The organism is Halogeometricum sp. S3BR5-2, assembly GCF_031624635.1.
GTDB classification, from domain to species: Archaea; Halobacteriota; Halobacteria; order Halobacteriales; family Haloferacaceae; genus Halogeometricum; species Halogeometricum luteum.
Genome location: NZ_JAMQOQ010000001.1, coordinates 1,078,131 through 1,094,244, shown reverse-complemented (window position 1 = coordinate 1,094,244; position 16,114 = coordinate 1,078,131). Strand labels below are relative to the sequence as shown.

Here is a 16,114-nt window from a genome sequence, read left to right as displayed (position 1 = left end):
GTTTACGCGCCACCCGCGCCGCCGGGGCCCATCGGGCCGCCGCCAGCGCCGCCGGCACCGCCCTGCAGCATCTGCTGGAGTTCGCTCTGGAGGTCCTCGAACTGCTCCTGCACGCGCTCTTCCTGCTTCTGGAGCTGTTCGACGCGGACTTCGAGGCTCTCGACCTTCTCGCTCAGGTCGTCGTGGGCCGCCTCGTACTCCGTCTCGACGAGGAGTTCGCCGACTTCGCGGTACATGAGCGTGTCCTCGTCGATGTCGTCGAGGGCTTCCAGCGCCGTCTGCGACTCGTTGAGCGTGGACTCGGCCTGCTGTTTCTGCGCGGAAACCTTCTGTGCTGTCTCCTGAAGGTCCTGCAGTTCTTCGAGCTTCTCCTGTGCTTCAGGCGGTAGATTACCCTGCATACTGGGTCCCAGGAGACCCGGACTGAAAAAGACCAGTATTCTCCGCTCGCGGCCCCCTCGCGCGAGCCTACGCCGCCCGCTCGGAGACCGTTTCGGCGGTGTCGACGAGGCGCGTCCACGTGTTCACGCCCGCCCGGAGGGCGACGAGGTCGGACGCCTCCACGCGGACCCGCACGACCCGGCCGTCGCGTTCGACCGACGCTGACGAACGGGCGTCGGCTATCTCCCCCTCCTCGACGCGGACGCTCTCGGCGACGACCCGGGCGCGCCGCTCCTCGGGGTAGCGGAACGAGAGGGTCACGTCGTGGCGGCGGGACATCTGCGAGAAGCGAGAATCGGGGTCGTTACCGGACCGGGACTTCCTTGACGGTCGGTGCGCGCTCTTTCAGGAGCACGCGGTGGCCGCAGTACGGACACCGCACGCCGCCGTACTCGTCGAGTTCGACGTCGCGCTTGCACCGAGAACACTTGTAGCTCATCGTGTGTTGGAGTAGTGGTCGGGCGTGATATATTACTCGCCGTCCTCGTCCTCGCCGTCGCTGGAGAGGGCGGCGCGGATGGAGCGGCGGACCTGCTTGCCACCGGGCGTCTCGGGTCGGTACGTCCCGCCCGTGAACTTCTCGCCCGTCTTCTCGTTCTTCCAGATGCCGGTGCCGACGCGGGTGACGTCCTCGCCGTCGACCTTCGCGTCGCGCATCTCGGCTTCGATCTCCTTGACGCGGCGGCGGGCGACGCGCCCGTAGCGCGCGCCGAAGCGTCCGGCGCTTCCCGTCTGTCGCGCTCTGTTTTCGGCCATAGTATCGCCTCCTATCCGCGGTACCGGGATAAACCCTGCGAGTCCGCCTCGTCGCGTCTCCGCCGGTCTCCCCTCCGGCACGCTTATCTCGGCGTCGCGTGCACCCACGTGACGTGCCAACGATCACCCTCGTCGGAGCGGGGAGCATGGTGTTCGCGAAGACGCTGGTCGGCGACGTTCTCTCCTTTCCCGAACTCTCCGACAGCGACATCTGCCTGATGGACGTGGACGAAGCCCGCCTGTCGAAGACGACGCGCGTCGCCGAGGCGATGGTCGAGAACGAGGGGTTGGACGCGACGATTCGTGCGACGACCGACCGCCGAGAGGCCCTCGACGGCGCCGACTACGTCCTGAACATGATCAACGTCGGCGGGACGGAACCGTTCGAGAACGAGATTCGCATCCCCGAGCGGTACGGCGTGAAGCAGGCCATCGGCGACACCATCGGCCCCGGCGGCATCTTTCGCGCCCTCAGAACGATTCCGACGATGCTGGAGATGGCCCGTGACATCGAGGACCTGTGCCCCGACGCCCTCCTCCTGAACTACACGAACCCGATGTCCATCCTCTGCGAGACGATGTTCGAGGCGACGGACGTGGAGACGGTCGGCCTCTGTCACTCCGTGCCGCACACGGCGGAAGCGATAGCCGACTACCTCGACGTTCCGGCGGAGGAACTCGACTACTGGGTCGCGGGACTCAACCACCTCGCGTGGTTCCTCGAACTCGAACGCGACGGCGAGGACCTCTACCCCGCCCTGCGCGAGGCGATGGCCGACGAGGAGACGTACCGGCGCGACACCGTCCGGTTCGAGATGCTGAAGCACTTCGGCGCGTTCGTCACCGAGTCGAGCCACCACGTCAGCGAGTACGTGCCGTACTTCCGGACCGACCAGTCGACCATCGACGCCATGCGCGGTGAGGGCTACGCCGAACGGATGGCGACGGCGACGTACCTCGACGGGTGGACCGCGCGGTCGGCGGCGCGGGACGACCCCGACATCGAGGCGGACTTAGACGAAGTCGGCGTCGAACGCTCCGAGGAGTACGCCTCGCGCGTCATCCACTCGATGGAGACGGACACCTCGAGGCGGTTCAACCTCAACGTCTCCAATCGGACGAACGCCATCGAGAACCTGCCGTCGGACGCCTGCGTCGAGGTGCCCTGCCTCGTCGACGGGACGGGCGTTCGGCCCTGTTCCGTGGGCGAACTCCCGACCGAACTGGCGGCGTTCGACCGACGGCACGCGACGGTCAACGGACTCGTCGTGGAGGCGGCACTCGAGAACGACCGCGAGAAACTGCACCGCGCCGTCAAATTGGACCCGCTGACCGCCGCGGCCTGCACCTTGGACGAGATTCACGAGATGACCGAGGAACTCCTCGACGCCAACGCGGCGTACCTGCCGGCGTTCGACTGAGCGCTCTTTCTCAGTCCTGCAACTCCTCCTCGCGGAGCGCCTCGTTCAGGTCCTCGCGGACGAACTCGCCCGTCTCTTTGTCCATGGCGGTGGTGACGATGCGGTTCTCCTGCACGCTCGACCCGTCTCTGAGAAGAAGACGGACGTTGCCGTTGGCGTCGGCGCGCGTCACCTTCGCGCGGAGGCCCTTCTGCGACCCCATCCCGCCGGCGTCGATGGGGCCGGGGATGACCTTCTTCACGTGCGGGTGGTCGGCGACGACGCCGATGGCGCGTCTGCCCTCCCGTCCGCCGATGAGCGTCGAGTGCGACCCGCCCAACTTCTCTCTGGGCGGCGTCTCGACGACTTCCAGCGAGCGCTCCCCGCGGCGTTCGAGCACGCGTTCGACGGGGTCTTCGCCGGCAACGCGGTAGAATTCGTGGTGCACCTGCGCGCGCGTCTCGCGGAGCACGTCCCTGTCGCCCGCGGCGTACACCTCCTCGGGGCGCTTGCGCCGTATCTCGTCGGCGACGAGGCCCGCGAAGTTCCGCAGTTCGACCACGCGTTCCTCCTCGCCGTCCTCGGGGATGGTCGTCACCGTCGTCGTCGCCACCACCTCTTCGTCGTCCAGCATCGTCAGCGTCGCTCGGTCCCGGTCGAGGACGGCGACGACGGTGTCGCAGTTGGCGGTGTTGCACGTTAGACAGTAGTCTCCCGGCTTCTCCAACGGCGTGCCGCACCGCCCGCAGTCCATGGTCGAAAGAACGGGCGGTCGTATAAAAGCGCGATTGTTCTCCTCGGGTAGCGGGGCCGCGAGTCCGCGAGTCCGGTGGCGGCCGTCGGCGGTGGGGCCCGTCTCACCCGGCAGCGCCGAATCTGCCGCCGGGTTCGGGAGGCGGGACCGCACTACTCGCTCGCTGACGCCCGTCGGAGTGCGAAGTAGTAGAGCGGGACGAACCCGGGAACCACGAACGGATACACGAGGGGGCCGACGACGGCCGACGCGTGTCTGGCGATACCGACCACGCCGGCGAGCGTCACGACGAAGTACGCGAGACACGCGGCGAAGAGGGCGTCGGCGAGGCCGAGAGACCAGAAGACGACCGCCAGTGCGACGACGACTAGCTGACCCCACGCCCCGACTCGAAGCAGCGCCGACGATTCGCCCTCCATGTCTCTCGTACTGCTACCGACTCGTCCGCGTTAACGGTATCTCCGCTCCGTCCGGTACGCCCCGGCTTCGACCCGACCGGAGCGAACGCGGTACGGACCTCAGAGGTCCGTCGGCGTCGACTTCAGATACTCCCGCAGCAGCACCGTCGCGTACGACCCCGACGGCAGCGAGAAGGCGAGTTCGTAGGCGTCGTCTCCCTCGTCCACGGCCGTCTCCGCGTCCGTTCGCAGGAGAACCGCCCGCCGCGTCCCCGAGGAGTCGAACTCGCCCGGCAGGTCGAAGTCGGAGGGTTCGAGGTCCAGTTCGTCGAGGACGGCGCGTTCCACCTCGCCGGGTTCGCCGTCGGCCAACTCGGTGTCGGTGCCGACGAGGGGGGCGGTGACGAACGCCCGGCCGCGTTCGCAGTGACGGGCCATCACGTCGACGCGGCGGCCCGTCGCGACCTGGGTCCGGCCGGGGTCCGCGCGGTACAGTCCCTCGGGCGCGTCGCGGTCGGCGAAGCAGACCACGTCGCCCTCGACGGGTTCGGAGAGCGGCAGTCCCCGGCGCAGGCGCTCGGAGATAATGCGGTTGAACGCGTACGACTGCGCGGCGTTGACGAACAGGCGCTGGAGATTTCTGGGCACCGCTTCGAGTGCGTGCCGCCACTGGTCGTCCGAGTCGGCGCCGTCCTCCGCGAGGCGGTGCAGCATCGACCGCTCGTAGCGCAGTCGGTGCGGCATCTCCTCCAGGCAGGCCTGCCAGTCCGGATTTTCGGATGCGGCCTCCTCGTCGACGACCCGGCGCGCCGCCTGCGTCCCCTCGGGTTCGGCCTCGGCGGGGTTGCCGACGTAGGCGAGGACGGCCTCGCGCCACTCGCCGCGGGCGACGTGCAGGCCGACGACGTGCGTGACGGGCCGGCGACTGCCGAAGCGCTGGTGGCCGAAGTAGTTGGGGACGGCGACGGCCGCCGCCTCGTCGGTGGGGGCGTCGCTGCGCTCGCCGGTCAGAAACTCGGTCAGGTCGGCCGTCACCGCGGCGGCGTTCTCGGGAACGTCGGCGTCGCGGACTCGAATCTGAAAGTCGTTGCCCGCCAAGTCGCCGAATCCCAGGTCGCGGCCGATTCGGCCGAGAACCTCGATATCGGCGTCGCGCACGTCGGGAATCGACTCGGGGTCGGCGTCCCGGACCGAGAACAACTGCGTCGTGACGGCGTACTTGTCCTTCGTGCCCGCCCACGCGACGCGTTCGCGGCTGATACCCATCGCGTCCGAGAGGCGGCGCGCGAAGTCGTTCGTGTCCCACTCGCGGAGCGTCGCGCGCAGGAGGAGGTGCGGGTAGTCGCCCGGGTCGGCGTCGACGTCGACGGGGTCCATCGCCTCCACCTCGCGAACCCGGAAGTCTTCGGGGTCGACGCGGAGGCGGCCGCCCGTGCCGTCCGCGTCGCTCGCGTAGTAGTCGATGCCGACGCGCCGTTCGAGTGAGTGAGCCTCGCGCATCTGTGTCTCCGGTTGCTCGGCGTTTCGCTCGTAAGGCCCCTCCGGTCTCCGTCTTCGTCCGGTCCTCGCACGGCCCCGCCCGTCAGTCGAAGACGCCCGTGACCTCGAAGCGGGCGCCGCCGCCCTCGCCTTCGGCGACGGCGACGTCCCAGTCGTGGGCGTCGGCTATCTCCGCGACGATGTTGAGCCCGAACCCGGTGCCGTCGTCCGCCGTCGAGTAGCCGTGCTCGAACACTTCCCCGCGCTCCTCGGCGGGGATGCCCGGCCCGTCGTCCTCGACGGCGAAGCCGTCGGCGAGGCGGCTCACCGTGACGGTGACGTCCGCCCCGCCGTGACGGGTCGCGTTGTCGAAGAGGTTCTCCAGGAGGCGGCGGACGCGGCGCCTGTCGCCCTCGACGGTCCCCAGGTCGTCGCCGACGACGAGGGTGGCCGCGGGGGCGTCGACGGTGTTCCACGCCTCCTCGACGGCCGGGGATAGAGGGAACGTCTCGGGGTCGGTGACGTACCGGCCCTCACGGGCCAGCGTCAGCACGTCGTCGATTATCTCGGCCATCCGGTCGGTCAGGTCCTCCAGCGTGTCGACGTACTCGTTGTCGCAGCCCTCGACCTCCCGCAGCAGCGTCAACTGCGCCATCGCGGCGTTCAGCGGGTTCCGCAGGTCGTGGCTGAGCACGCTGGCGAACCGTTCGAGTTTCTCCTCGCGGCGCTTCCGGCGGGTGATGTCGCGGGCGACGCCGACCGCCCCTCCGAACGACCCCTCGCCCCGCGGCGGCAACAGCGCCATGTGCGACTCGATGGTGCGCTCGCTGCCGTCCGCGCGGGTGATGGCCCCCTCCAGACGGACCGAGTCGTCGTCGGACTCCTGGAGCGCGTGGATGGCTTCGAGATGTTCGCGCGACGTCGTGGAACTGAGCGCGAGTTTCGTCGGGTGCGCGCCGATCAATTCCTCGCGTGTGTAGCCGGTCAGGTTCAGCGTCGCCTCGTTCACGTAGTCGATGTGGTCCTCCCCGTCGAACGTGAACACCGGGTCGGAGATGAGCGAGACGAGCCGTTCGTACCGCTCGAGTTCGAGTTCGTGCTCCTTGCGGTCGGTCACGTCGCGGATGACGCTCACGAGCACCGCCCGGTCGTCGATGTCGGTCTTCGAGATGTCGATGTCGACCCAGAACTCCGTGCCGTCGGCGCGCTTGGCCTTCCACTCGAACGTGCTCTCGCCGGTCCGCTGCGCCTCCTCTATCAGTTTCTGCGCGCGTTCCTCGGTGTACTCCGGCGGCCCGGCGCTGTAGGCTTCGATGGGGAGGTCGCGGAACTCCTCGGGGGTGTACCCGTACACCTCCTCGACGGCGCCGCTGACCGCCAGCGTCTCGCCGGTCTCGGCGTCCCGAACCGTGATAACGTCGTTGACGTTCTCCAGTATCTCGAGGAGCGGTTGCGAGTCCGAGGCCGCGAAGTCCCTCATCGCCGGGGTATCGGCGGTGCCGCGTTGTAAGTCGTTCGGCTACTCTCGTCGCGAGACGGGGTCGCTCGGCGGTTTCTCTCGGTTCAGTACAGCGAGAGGTCACCGGTCACTTGGTCGACCAGGTCGTCGCGACCCGGCCCCACCGCGAGACAGGTGACCGTCCCCGGGTCCAACTGGGTGTGCCCCGCGTCCCGGATGACGGCGTGGGGGAGCCCCTGCCGTTCGGCGTCGTCCGCGAGGCGGAACAGTTCCTCCTCGCCGTTCGCCTTCAGGACGACCTTCTTCTGCCCGGAGCCTTTCCACTCCGTCCGCGCCTTCCGGTCGGCGTCCTCGTACGCCGAGAGGCTGGCGTGGGCGACCTGCGCGGCGAGTTTCCCGCGACTCATCCCGAGGTCCGCCCGCGCGACGATGGCCTGCTTCATGGGGCGCAGTCGCCGCCCCGACGGTAAAGCAGTGCCGAGTCGCCCTCGGGCGTCAGGCGTCGCCCGGCGAGTTCGACCCGGACCCGCGTCCGTCTCTCGACTCGCCCGACGACCCGTCGTCCGTCGCCCCTTCGTTGGTGTCGTCGCCGGCGGTCGAGTCGCCGGCGTCCTCGTCCTCCGAGAACGCCGCCGGTTCGGTCGTGCCGAGCGACCGGGCGGCGTCGACGTGCGGCGTCAGCGTGTCGCCGTGGACGAGGTCGGTGAACGTCACCCGCACCACCTCGATGACGAGGACGACGACGAGGGGGAGCAGGAAGAACCCGTACCAGCCCCAGACGATGGGGCCGAGGATGTAGGCGAACAGCAGGAGGCCCGGGTGGAGCTTTCGCCCCGTGATGTAGGGTTGGATGATTCCCTGCGGCGCGAGGTCCAACACGACGAGACAGACCGCGAGGAACCCGCCCACGAAGACGAGTTGGTTGCCGGGCGTCTGTATCGACGAGAGGGCGAGGTACGCCGCTATCGGGATGTACACCACCTTGCTCACCACCAGCGGGATGAGACTCGACACGCCGGTCAGCACCGCGAGGACGAGCGGAATCGGGACGGAGAGGCCCTCCGGTGCCAGCATGTTCGTCCCGTAGTAGACCGCCGCGGCGATGACCGACATGACCGCGACGAACAGGACGTTGCCGAAGTACAGCGACTCCAGGTCGGTGTCGACGGCGGCCATGTACTGCCCCGTGGTCGACTCCTTGCCGGCGACGTTGTCGTGGAACCACCCGACGATGCGGTCGTCGTCGCGGAGGAGGTAGAACGCCATCGCCAGCGCGAGGACGAGGTGTAAGAGCACGTTCACCGCAGTCCCGAGGACGGCGGTGCCCTGCTGGAGCATCATCCGAACGGTCTGTTGGTTCACGCTGAGCGACTGCGGCGGGTTCGAGACGAACTGCGAGAGCGACTGCCACTGCGCGCCAGACAGCGACTGGATGCCGGTGAACCGCTGCAGGAGCATCCGCGCCGGGCCGGGGAGGCTCCCGACCGTCGACTGGAAGCTCGTGGCGACGTGGATACCCGCGTACAGCAGCAACAGGACGACGGGTAACACGAACCCGACCACCGTCGCCCCCGCGGCGATGCCGTCCGAGTCGACGACGCGACTGATGCGGCCGTACAGCGGTCGCGCCGCGTAGTAGGCGAAGACGCCGAGCACGAACGTCCCGATGAACGAGTAGACGACGAACCCGAGGACGGCGGCGAGGGCCAGCACGTACGCCCACCAACCGACTCGGGAGCGGTCCATCAGCGACTCCGAGGAGAGCGAGGAGAACGACTTCATATCACTCGTTACTCTCGGCTGCCCGGAAGGTCTTGTGCCCGACCGGTCGGACGCGGACACTGTCGTCGCCAGCGGTCGGTCGGCGACTCCGAGACGAGCCCTTTACGTCGTCCCGACGCACCTCTGTCGATATATGATACTGTCCGACGTGGACATTCTCGACCGTCTGGGGGAGGGGGACCTCGTCGTCGACCCCATCGACGACGTGGACATGCAGGTGCAACCGGCCAGCGTCGACCTCAGACTGGGCGAGGAGTTCCTGGAGTTCCAGCGGACGAACATCTCCTGTATCCATCCCAACCGGGAGGAGGAGGTGTCGAAGTACGTCCGCGAGACACACGTCGCGGAGGGCGACGAGTTCATCCTCCACCCCGGCGACTTCGTCCTCGGGACGACCAAAGAGCGCGTCGAGATTCCGCCGGACCTGCTCGCCACCGTGGAGGGTCGGTCGTCGCTCGGACGCCTCGCAATCGTCATCCACGCGTCGCTACCCTACGACGAGCAGGTCTTCCTCTGGACCCCCGAGGGCGGGTTCGGATTCTACGATATCGGCGATATCGTGGAAAACGAGCGGGCCGCGCACGCGGTCTCGTTCGACCCGAAGACGCTCCGAGTGCGTACGCACCGCGTCTCCGATCACATCCGTAACCCGACGAAGCGGATCTTCCGGGTGACGCTCGAATCCGGTCGCGAGGTCTTGGTGACGCGCGATCACAACCTGTTCACGCTCGATGAACGGGGTGGCGTCGCACGGCTGCCGAGCGAGGACGCGGAAGGCGAACTCGTGATGGTCCCCGACAGACTCCCGGAACCGCACGCGCCCGACACGGAACTCGACCTCGTGGACCTGTTCGGCGACGACGAGGACATCGTCGTGTACGCCGCGGACGGCCTGGGGGACGTAGACTGGTCGCACGTTCCGACGGGTTCCCGACGGCACTACGAACAACGAGGGAGCGCCCCGCTGCCGGCCGTCGGCGCGTCGAAGACCCCCGAGGACGCGACGGTCGCGTTCAAGCAGAGCGACACGAAACTCCCGCGCCATTTCGAGGTCACTCCGGAGTTCGGTTGGGTGCTCGGTTTCTACATCGCCGAGGGCTACGGGAGACGCAAACAGCTAGTCGTGAACAACCGGAACGACGCGCATCTCGACCGGTTCGCGTCGTTCTTCGAGTCGCGGGGCGTCTCCATCTCGGAACACGTCCGCGAGGACGGAATCCGCGACGTGACCGTCTGTTCCGCCCTGTGGTCCAAACTCGTTCGGACGCTCTGCGGATCGGGTTCCGAGAAGAACATCCCCGAGTGCGCGTGGAACTGGTCGACCGACGTACTCGAACGTCTGTACGAGGGCCTGATAGACGGTGACGGTTCCAGACGCGACTCGCGGGATTCGTTGTTCACGAACAACGACGCCCTCGCCGACCGCGCGATGTATCTCGGGGCACGACTGGGACTGGTGAACTCCACGTACTCTCGGGACCGTTCGTATCACATCGAACCGAGCGACGTCGATTGGGAGGGGACACAGCACGTCGTCGATTTCGCCGAGGAGTCGCACAAGCGCGGTCAGTCCGTTCCGATACCGACCGAACTCCTTTCGGGGTACCGGAAACGAGCCGAGTGGACCATGGCGGAGGCGGCAGAGGAGATGGGATACCGTTCCGCGTCGAGCATCTCGAACGTGGAGAACGCGGAGTGGAACGGCGTCAAACGTGAGACGCTCGAACGGTTCCGCGACGCGTACCGTGACGCCGGCGTCGACACCGCCCGTCTCGACCACATCCTCGATGGCCACGTTCGATTCGAACGCGTCGAAACGGTCGAGGAAACCGACCGCGTGGAGCCGACGTACGACCTGGAGGTCCAACCGAACGGACGGGTCATCGAGAACTTCATCGGCGGGAAAGGAGGTGTGTTCCTCTCGAACACCGCCGGCATCGTGGATCCGGGATACCACGGACAGATCACGCTCGAACTGTCGAACCTCGGCACCGCGCCCGTCGCCCTCTCGCCGGGGATGCGCGTCTCCCAACTCGTGTTCACCGAGATGAAGAACCCCGCCGAGCGCCCGTACGGCGTCGAACGCGGGTCGAAGTACCAGGACCAAGAAGGACCCCAAGCGTCCCGCATCGGCGCCGACCCCGAGTTCGCGGCGGCGCGCGCCGAGGCGGAGGCGGAGATGGACGCGGAGGATGCGAAGGCGGACGCGGAGGATGCGAAGGCGGACGCGGAGGCGGATACGGACGCGGACGCCGGCGCCGACCGAACGGACGAAACGGGGGGGAGCTGATGCGGTTCATCGAGGAGATAGTGGTCGACGAGTTCCTGCCCACGTTCCGGTCGATGCTCGCCGAGGAACTTCGCGGCCGGGGCTTCACCCAGAGAGAGGTCGCGGAGGCGCTCGGCATCAGTCAGTCGGCCGTCTCGAAGTACGCTCACGGCGAGGTGAGTCGCAACGAGGCCTTCCTCGAAGACGACCGCGTGCGGGAACTGGTCGAACGCATCGCGGAGGGGCTCTCGACGGGCGATATGACCCCCGTGCAGGCTCTCGTCGAGGCCGAGGTGCTCGTCCGGCGGTTGGAGGAGGGGGACCTCCTGGCGACGCTCCACGAGGAGGCGATGCCGGCCTTAGCCGAGTACGACGGCGCGCTGAGCGTCCACGACCCCGATAGCACGCTCAGAACCGCCGAACGGGTCCGCTCGTCCGTCCGCCGCGGACTGCGGACGCTGACGAACGCCAGCGGGTTCGCCGGCCTCATCCCGAACGTCGGGTCGAACCTCGTGGAGTGTCTGTCGGACGCCGACGGCATCGACGACGTGGCGGGCGTCCCCGGCCGCATCTTCGACGTGAAGGGGCAGGCGACGGTGCCCGGCGACCCCGAGTTCGGCGTGAGCGAACACGTCGCGAACGTCCTCCTGTCGGCCCGCGGAGCGGGCAGGGACGTACGCGCGGCGGTCAACGTCCGGTACGACCCCGACGTCGTCGAATCCCTCGAAGCCGCCGGCTACGACGCGATAGAGTTCGACCCCGACGCCCCGGAGGACCCCATCGCCGCCGCCCTCTCCGGCCGAGACGACCTCTCGGACACGTTCGTGGTGTACCAGACCGGCGCGTACGGCATCGAGGCCATCACCTACGTCCTCGGCCCGGACGCGCCCTCGGTCGCCCGCGCGGTCCGGAGCCTCCTCTCCGAGTGAGATGACCGACGGCGTCACCACCACGCAGGAGTTCTACACGCGCTACGCGGCGCTGTACGACGACATCGCCCGCCGGACGCCCGGCGTCCGCGGCCTCCGGCGCGCCGTCGCCGATACCCTCGACCCGGACCCCGGCGACGTCGTCGTGGAGATGGGCTGCGGGACGGGCGCGAACTTTCCCTACCTGAGAGAGCGAGTCGGTCCCGCGGGAACCGTTGTCGGCGTCGACTTCACGCCGGGCGTCCTCGCCGTCGCCAGGCGGCGAATCGAGACGGAGGGCTGGGAGAACGTCCACGTCGTCCGCGGCGACGCCACGCGGCCCCCTCTCGACGACGCGGACACCGTCCTCGCCACGTTCGTCTCGGGGATGCTCGCGGACCCCGCCGCGGCGGTGCGGACGTGGGCCGAACTCGTCGGTCCCGATGGTCGACTCGCCTTGGCCGACCTCGCGCGGACGACGCGGACGCCGTTCGCGCCGCTGAACCTCGTCTTCCGGGGACTCGTCCGCGCGTCGTCGCCGCCGGGAACGCGGACGATGTCGGGGTCGCCGACGGATATCTTGGACTCGCGTCTCGTCGCCGCGCATCGGGAACTGGAGAATCAGTGCGAGGACGTTCGTCGGGAGACGCGGGCGCTCGGGTTCGCGCGGGTGGCCGGCGGGCGGGTGCGGTCCCGACGGTAGATTCAGCGAACGGACAATTCCCATCGGCGGGCGGAGACGACCGTCACGCATGGACGCCGGTAGCGGAGACGACGTCTGGGGCGCGAGCGAGTACAAGAGCAAACCCGAGGTGAAGGACGACACTCCCGGCTCCGACAGTTCGTCGCTCACGGCGCTGGGATACGGTGGTGGCGGACCCGACGGAGGGGAAGCCGCTACCGACTCGAGGACGGCCCTCCTCAAGTCGGTGTTGTCCAAAGTCGCGGTGACGCTCGTCGCGTTCGTCGTGGCGGTGCTCCTGCTGGTGTTTCTGTGGCAGTTCATCTGAGGAGAGAATCGACTGACGCGATTCGCGACCGACCGTTCGCACGAGCGTCGTCCTATTTCACCGTACGTCGTTGTACCGCGAGGCGAGCGAACGCAAGCCTCGCGGAATCTTTTTGTCGCCAGAACGCGGCGCGTTCTGGCTGAACAGCCAGAAGTCTTCGACTTCTGGCGATGGTCCAGATTTTTGCGACGTTCACGAGACGCTGTGCGTCTCGTGAGCCAGCGAGAACGCGTCGCGTTCTCGCGAGAGTGGTGCGCCGGAAGCGCACCCGAATATGCAAAAAGGTGGGGGTTAGTCGTCCGCGGGCGCCGCCGGCGAGAACTCTATCTCCGGGCCGTCGCGCCCGAGTTCGTCCATGATGGACTGAGCGGCGCGCTTTCCGGAGATAAGCATCGCGCCGAACGTCGGACCCATGCGCGGCAGGCCGTTGACGGTGGCGACGGCCATCCCGGAGGCGACGACGCCGGGATGGACGCGCCCCGTGTTCTCGACGACCTCGTCTTCGGACTCGCCGACCCACATCGAGTCGTGACCGGGGGAGTCGTGGCCGGGGGCGCCGTACGCGCCGTCTTCGGTCTTGTCCATCCCCGTGTTGTGCTCCTCGGCGTGTTCGATGCCCGGCGCGTCGAGGACGCCGCGTTCGGTCAGTTTCGAGATGACGACGGCCTCGTGGCCGGTGGCGTCGAGGACGACGTCCGATTCGACGGCGACGGGGTCGACGCAGGTGAGTTCTCGGGGGAGGGCGTGGACGGGCGTCCAGTTGAGGACGACGCCGCCGACGCGGTGGTCCTCGCGGACGACCACGTCGGTGAACTCCGTCATGTTCTGGACCGTCGCGCCCGCGTCGCAGGCCGCCTGTATCAGCGCCGAACACGCGTGCGGTCCGTCGGCGACGTACAGGCCCTCGGCCTCCTCGGCCTCCTCGTAGGGGACGCCGAGTTCGTCGAGGACGGTGTGGGCCGGGTCGCGGACCGTCACCTTGTTCATCAGGAAGCCGCCCAGCCAGAACCCGCCGCCGAGGTAGTTGTTCTTCTCGACGATGGTCACGTCCACGTCGCGTTCGGCGAGTTCCTTCGCCGCCATCAACCCCGAGGGGCCGCCGCCGACGACGATGACTTCGGTGTCGACGCGGTCCAAGAACTCCTCGGTCCAATCCGACGCGATTGCTCGGGTCACCTGTGCTTCGCTCACGTCCGCGAATCCGCTGAACTCGGACATACCACCTAGTGTTATCACTGGTTACTAAACTGTTCGGGTGGGCGTCGCTGTTCGTTACATTCCCGGATAGCGAACAGACCGGTGGTCCGAGTGGTCGTGCGTCGTCCGCGTCCGTCCGCCGAACGACTTACGGCTTCCAGAGCCAACTAGGAGCGATGACAGGACGACGCGGCTTCGAGTGCGGAGGTGTCCGGCGGTGAACATGCTCGTCGACGGCGAGTGGCGCACCGACGCCTACGAGAGCACGAACGATGACGGCGAGTTCGACAGGCAGGAGACGTCCTTTCGAAATTGGGTCGAGGACGACCCGGACGCCGCGTTCCCCGCCGAGTCGGGTCGCTACCACCTCTACATCTCGCGGGCGTGCCCGTGGGCGCACCGCGCGGCGATGACGCGCCGCCTGAAGGGACTGGAGGACGCGATTTCGCTCTCCGTCGTCGAACCCGTCCGCATCGACGACGGCTGGGAGTTCTCCGAGGAGTACCCCGACCCCCTCCACGGCGAGGAGTTCCTGCGCGACATCTACGTCCGCGCGGACGACGACTTCACGGGGCGCGTCACGGTGCCGGTACTCTGGGACAAAGAGGAGGAGACCATCGTCAACAACGAGTCCCGCGAAATCATGCGGATGCTCAACACCGAGTTCGACGAGCACGCGAAACGCGACGTGGACCTGTGGCCCGAGGGCCACCGCGAGGACGTCGAGGAGATTCTCGACGACATCTACGACCCCATCAACAACGGCGTCTACCGCGCGGGGTTCGCGAAGTCCCAGGACGCCTACGACGAGGCGGTCGAGGACCTGTTCGACGCCCTCGACCGCTGGGAAGGGGTACTCGAAGAGAACCGATTCCTCGCGGGCGACGTGCTCACCGAGGCCGACATCGCGATGTTCGCCACCCTGGTCAGATTCGACCACGTGTATCACACCCACTTCAAGTGCAACCGGCGGGCCGTCCACGAGTATCCGAACCTCTGGAACTACGCGAAGGAACTCGCGCAACTGCCGGGCGTCGAGGAGACGATAAACCTCGACCACATCAAGCGTCACTACTACGAGAGCCACGGCGACGTGAACCCCTCGCGCATCGTCGCCACCGGCCCGGACATCGACTTCTTCGAGTCGCACGACCGGGACCGACTCGCGGCCGACCTGCCCGAGTCGCTTCGGCGGGATGCACCGCCCGCTGACGACTGAGTAGCCGGCTCGTCGCCGGCCGACGCCGTTCTCGCCCGCTGGGAGCCATCGGCCGGTGCTATCTCGCTCGGCCGCGATTACTCGCCCGTATGACGAACGTTCGCTCGCGAGTGGGAGCGAGCCTGGTCCGTCGGCGGTCCGGTCTCGTCGGTAGTTGGTGGCTGTTCCTGGTCGTCGCGGTCGGCGGGACGTGGGCGTTCTGGCTGCCGGCTATCTTCCTCGGCGTGAGCTTCGACACCGCCGCGGGACTCGCACTGCTTCTCACCGGCCTCGCGACGCCGGGCGCGGCCGGCGTCGCGTTCGTCTACCTCGTGTACGACGAACGCGGCCGGGCCGACTTCTGGAGCCGCGTCACCGAGAGCCGACGCGTCGGCCTGCGGTGGTTCGCCGTGATTCTCGGCGTGCCGGTGGGCGTCAGCCTCCTCGCCGGCCTCGTGACCCTCCTTTCGGGCGGGTCGGGTGTCGGCTGGGGGGAGGCCGTGACGCAGTTCGGAACGAACCCTCTCGTGGTGGTTCCGACGCTGTTCTTCGCGACTCTGCCGCCGATTCTGGAGGAACTGGGGTGGCGCGGGTACGCGCTGGACCGGCTTCAGTTGCAGTGGTCGGCACTGACGTCCAGCGTCGTGTTGGGTGTCGTCTGGGCGCTCTGGCACCTCCCCCTCTTCTTCGTCGAGGGGTCGTACCAACACGACGCGGTCGGCTTCGCGACCGCGGGATTCTGGCTGTTCATGGCCGGTATCGTCGCGCTCTCGTCTGTATTCACGTGGATATACAACAACACCGAGCGGAGCGTCCTCGGCATCATCGCCCTCCACGGGTGGGTGAACTTCACCGCCGAAGTCGTGGTGGTGCCGGACGCCGTCTACTACCCCCTCTGGTTCGCACTCACCGGCGTCATCGTCGCCGTTTGGGGAGCGAAGACGATGACCGCCGCCGACGAGGTGCCGCACCCGCCGCTCCCGTCCGACCCGTAGCGTCGCCGCGACGGCCGCGCGACCGCTCCTTCCCCGCGGCGACGCCTTCTTTCTCCCCGACTCCCTAG

The 16,114-nt window shown here is 67.9% G+C and carries 18 protein-coding genes and 1 pseudogene; 8 read left to right on the top strand and 11 right to left on the bottom strand.

Annotated elements, in window-relative coordinates:
• Nucleotides 1-2: 2 nt before the first annotated feature.
• The 4 genes from NDI79_RS05690 to NDI79_RS05675 form a co-directional block, all read right to left on the bottom strand.
• A complete protein-coding gene (locus tag NDI79_RS05690; RefSeq protein ID WP_310922883.1) occupies nt 3-401 on the bottom strand; it encodes a prefoldin subunit beta in 399 nt (132 codons plus the stop codon).
• Nucleotides 402-468: 67 nt separating this feature from the next.
• On the bottom strand, nt 469-720 hold the full coding sequence (locus NDI79_RS05685) for a KEOPS complex subunit Pcc1 (RefSeq protein ID WP_310927470.1): 252 nt from the start codon (nt 718-720) through the stop codon (nt 469-471).
• A gap of 25 nt (nt 721-745) precedes the next feature.
• Nucleotides 746-880, bottom strand: a complete 135-nt coding sequence (locus tag NDI79_RS05680; protein WP_008388991.1) for a DNA-directed RNA polymerase subunit P — start codon at nt 878-880, stop codon at nt 746-748.
• 32 nt (nt 881-912) lie between these two features.
• On the bottom strand, nt 913-1,197 hold the full coding sequence (locus tag NDI79_RS05675; RefSeq protein ID WP_310927469.1) for an eL43 family ribosomal protein: 285 nt from the start codon (nt 1,195-1,197) through the stop codon (nt 913-915).
• Nucleotides 1,198-1,310: 113 nt separating this feature from the next.
• On the opposite strand from NDI79_RS05675, the gene melA reads away from it, so the two are divergent.
• Complete coding sequence (gene melA, locus NDI79_RS05670; RefSeq protein WP_310927468.1) at nt 1,311-2,618, top strand: alpha-galactosidase; 1,308 nt, start codon at nt 1,311-1,313, stop codon at nt 2,616-2,618.
• A gap of 10 nt (nt 2,619-2,628) precedes the next feature.
• Here melA and NDI79_RS05665 read toward each other — a convergent pair whose 3' ends face one another.
• From NDI79_RS05665 to NDI79_RS05640, 6 genes are all read right to left on the bottom strand, one after another.
• Nucleotides 2,629-3,351 (bottom strand): DUF2103 domain-containing protein, encoded by a 723-nt coding sequence (locus NDI79_RS05665; RefSeq protein WP_310927467.1) that lies wholly within the window; start codon nt 3,349-3,351, stop codon nt 2,629-2,631.
• A 152-nt stretch (nt 3,352-3,503) separates the two neighbouring features.
• The gene (locus NDI79_RS05660; RefSeq protein ID WP_310927466.1) at nt 3,504-3,770 is read right to left on the bottom strand and encodes a hypothetical protein; all 267 of its coding nucleotides are present in this window, start codon (nt 3,768-3,770) and stop codon (nt 3,504-3,506) included.
• Between the two features lie 99 nt (nt 3,771-3,869).
• Nucleotides 3,870-5,249, bottom strand: a complete 1,380-nt coding sequence (truD, locus tag NDI79_RS05655) for a tRNA pseudouridine(13) synthase TruD (protein WP_310927465.1) — start codon at nt 5,247-5,249, stop codon at nt 3,870-3,872.
• A gap of 82 nt (nt 5,250-5,331) precedes the next feature.
• Nucleotides 5,332-6,708 (bottom strand): PAS domain-containing sensor histidine kinase, encoded by a 1,377-nt coding sequence (locus NDI79_RS05650; RefSeq protein ID WP_310927464.1) that lies wholly within the window; start codon nt 6,706-6,708, stop codon nt 5,332-5,334.
• 83 nt (nt 6,709-6,791) lie between these two features.
• On the bottom strand, nt 6,792-7,130 hold the full coding sequence (gene pth2, locus NDI79_RS05645; RefSeq protein WP_310927463.1) for a peptidyl-tRNA hydrolase Pth2: 339 nt from the start codon (nt 7,128-7,130) through the stop codon (nt 6,792-6,794).
• A gap of 52 nt (nt 7,131-7,182) precedes the next feature.
• Nucleotides 7,183-8,469: an AI-2E family transporter gene (locus NDI79_RS05640; protein WP_310927462.1), complete on the bottom strand. Its 1,287-nt coding sequence runs from the start codon at nt 8,467-8,469 to the stop codon at nt 7,183-7,185.
• A gap of 133 nt (nt 8,470-8,602) precedes the next feature.
• Here NDI79_RS05640 and dcd point away from each other — a divergent pair.
• The 5 genes and pseudogenes from dcd to NDI79_RS05610 all read left to right on the top strand — a co-directional run.
• Nucleotides 8,603-8,956 (top strand): annotated as a pseudogene (dcd, locus tag NDI79_RS05635) (dCTP deaminase); the annotation flags it as partial.
• On the top strand, nt 8,939-10,759 hold the full coding sequence (locus NDI79_RS05630) for a dCTP deaminase domain-containing protein (RefSeq protein WP_425499582.1): 1,821 nt from the start codon (nt 8,939-8,941) through the stop codon (nt 10,757-10,759). The pseudogene dcd and the gene NDI79_RS05630, both read left to right, overlap by 18 nt.
• A complete protein-coding gene (locus NDI79_RS05620) occupies nt 10,759-11,667 on the top strand; it encodes a thiamine-phosphate synthase family protein (protein ID WP_310927461.1) in 909 nt (302 codons plus the stop codon). The genes NDI79_RS05630 and NDI79_RS05620 overlap by 1 nt, the downstream gene beginning before the upstream one ends.
• 1 nt (nt 11,668) lies before the next feature.
• Nucleotides 11,669-12,349, top strand: coding sequence for a class I SAM-dependent methyltransferase (locus NDI79_RS05615; RefSeq protein WP_310927460.1), 681 nt, complete (start codon nt 11,669-11,671; stop codon nt 12,347-12,349).
• 49 nt (nt 12,350-12,398) lie between these two features.
• Complete coding sequence (locus NDI79_RS05610; protein WP_310927458.1) at nt 12,399-12,656, top strand: hypothetical protein; 258 nt, start codon at nt 12,399-12,401, stop codon at nt 12,654-12,656.
• Nucleotides 12,657-12,947: 291 nt separating this feature from the next.
• On the opposite strand, the gene NDI79_RS05605 is transcribed toward NDI79_RS05610, so the two are convergent.
• Nucleotides 12,948-13,874 (bottom strand): sulfide-dependent adenosine diphosphate thiazole synthase, encoded by a 927-nt coding sequence (locus NDI79_RS05605; protein ID WP_310927457.1) that lies wholly within the window; start codon nt 13,872-13,874, stop codon nt 12,948-12,950.
• Between the two features lie 196 nt (nt 13,875-14,070).
• Here NDI79_RS05605 and NDI79_RS05600 point away from each other — a divergent pair, with 196 nt between their 5' ends.
• Together NDI79_RS05600 and NDI79_RS05595 are read left to right on the top strand one after the other, a co-directional pair.
• Entirely contained in the window at nt 14,071-15,072 is a 1,002-nt protein-coding gene (locus NDI79_RS05600) for a glutathione S-transferase family protein (RefSeq protein WP_310927455.1), read from the top strand.
• An 89-nt stretch (nt 15,073-15,161) separates the two neighbouring features.
• Entirely contained in the window at nt 15,162-16,046 is an 885-nt protein-coding gene (locus NDI79_RS05595; protein WP_310927453.1) for a CPBP family glutamic-type intramembrane protease, read from the top strand.
• Nucleotides 16,047-16,114: the final 68 nt, after the last annotated feature.

Bases quoted from the DNA above. Each gene is read 5' to 3' on its own strand.
- NDI79_RS05665 (WP_310927467.1), bottom strand. From the start codon at position 3,351: ATGGACTGCGGGCGGTGCGGCACGCCGTTGGAGAAGCCGGGAGACTAC.
- NDI79_RS05615 (WP_310927460.1), top strand. From the start codon at position 11,669: ATGACCGACGGCGTCACCACCACGCAGGAGTTCTACACGCGCTACGCG.
- NDI79_RS05640 (WP_310927462.1), bottom strand. From the start codon at position 8,469: ATGAAGTCGTTCTCCTCGCTCTCCTCGGAGTCGCTGATGGACCGCTCC.
- NDI79_RS05595 (WP_310927453.1), top strand. From the start codon at position 15,162: ATGACGAACGTTCGCTCGCGAGTGGGAGCGAGCCTGGTCCGTCGGCGG.
- NDI79_RS05610 (WP_310927458.1), top strand. From the start codon at position 12,399: ATGGACGCCGGTAGCGGAGACGACGTCTGGGGCGCGAGCGAGTACAAG.
- NDI79_RS05685 (WP_310927470.1), bottom strand. From the start codon at position 720: ATGTCCCGCCGCCACGACGTGACCCTCTCGTTCCGCTACCCCGAGGAG.
- NDI79_RS05675 (WP_310927469.1), bottom strand. From the start codon at position 1,197: ATGGCCGAAAACAGAGCGCGACAGACGGGAAGCGCCGGACGCTTCGGC.
- pth2 (WP_310927463.1), bottom strand. From the start codon at position 7,130: ATGAAGCAGGCCATCGTCGCGCGGGCGGACCTCGGGATGAGTCGCGGG.
- NDI79_RS05690 (WP_310922883.1), bottom strand. From the start codon at position 401: ATGCAGGGTAATCTACCGCCTGAAGCACAGGAGAAGCTCGAAGAACTG.
- NDI79_RS05605 (WP_310927457.1), bottom strand. From the start codon at position 13,874: ATGTCCGAGTTCAGCGGATTCGCGGACGTGAGCGAAGCACAGGTGACC.
- NDI79_RS05660 (WP_310927466.1), bottom strand. From the start codon at position 3,770: ATGGAGGGCGAATCGTCGGCGCTGCTTCGAGTCGGGGCGTGGGGTCAG.
- NDI79_RS05650 (WP_310927464.1), bottom strand. From the start codon at position 6,708: ATGAGGGACTTCGCGGCCTCGGACTCGCAACCGCTCCTCGAGATACTG.
- NDI79_RS05620 (WP_310927461.1), top strand. From the start codon at position 10,759: ATGCGGTTCATCGAGGAGATAGTGGTCGACGAGTTCCTGCCCACGTTC.
- truD (WP_310927465.1), bottom strand. From the start codon at position 5,249: ATGCGCGAGGCTCACTCACTCGAACGGCGCGTCGGCATCGACTACTAC.
- NDI79_RS05680 (WP_008388991.1), bottom strand. From the start codon at position 880: ATGAGCTACAAGTGTTCTCGGTGCAAGCGCGACGTCGAACTCGACGAG.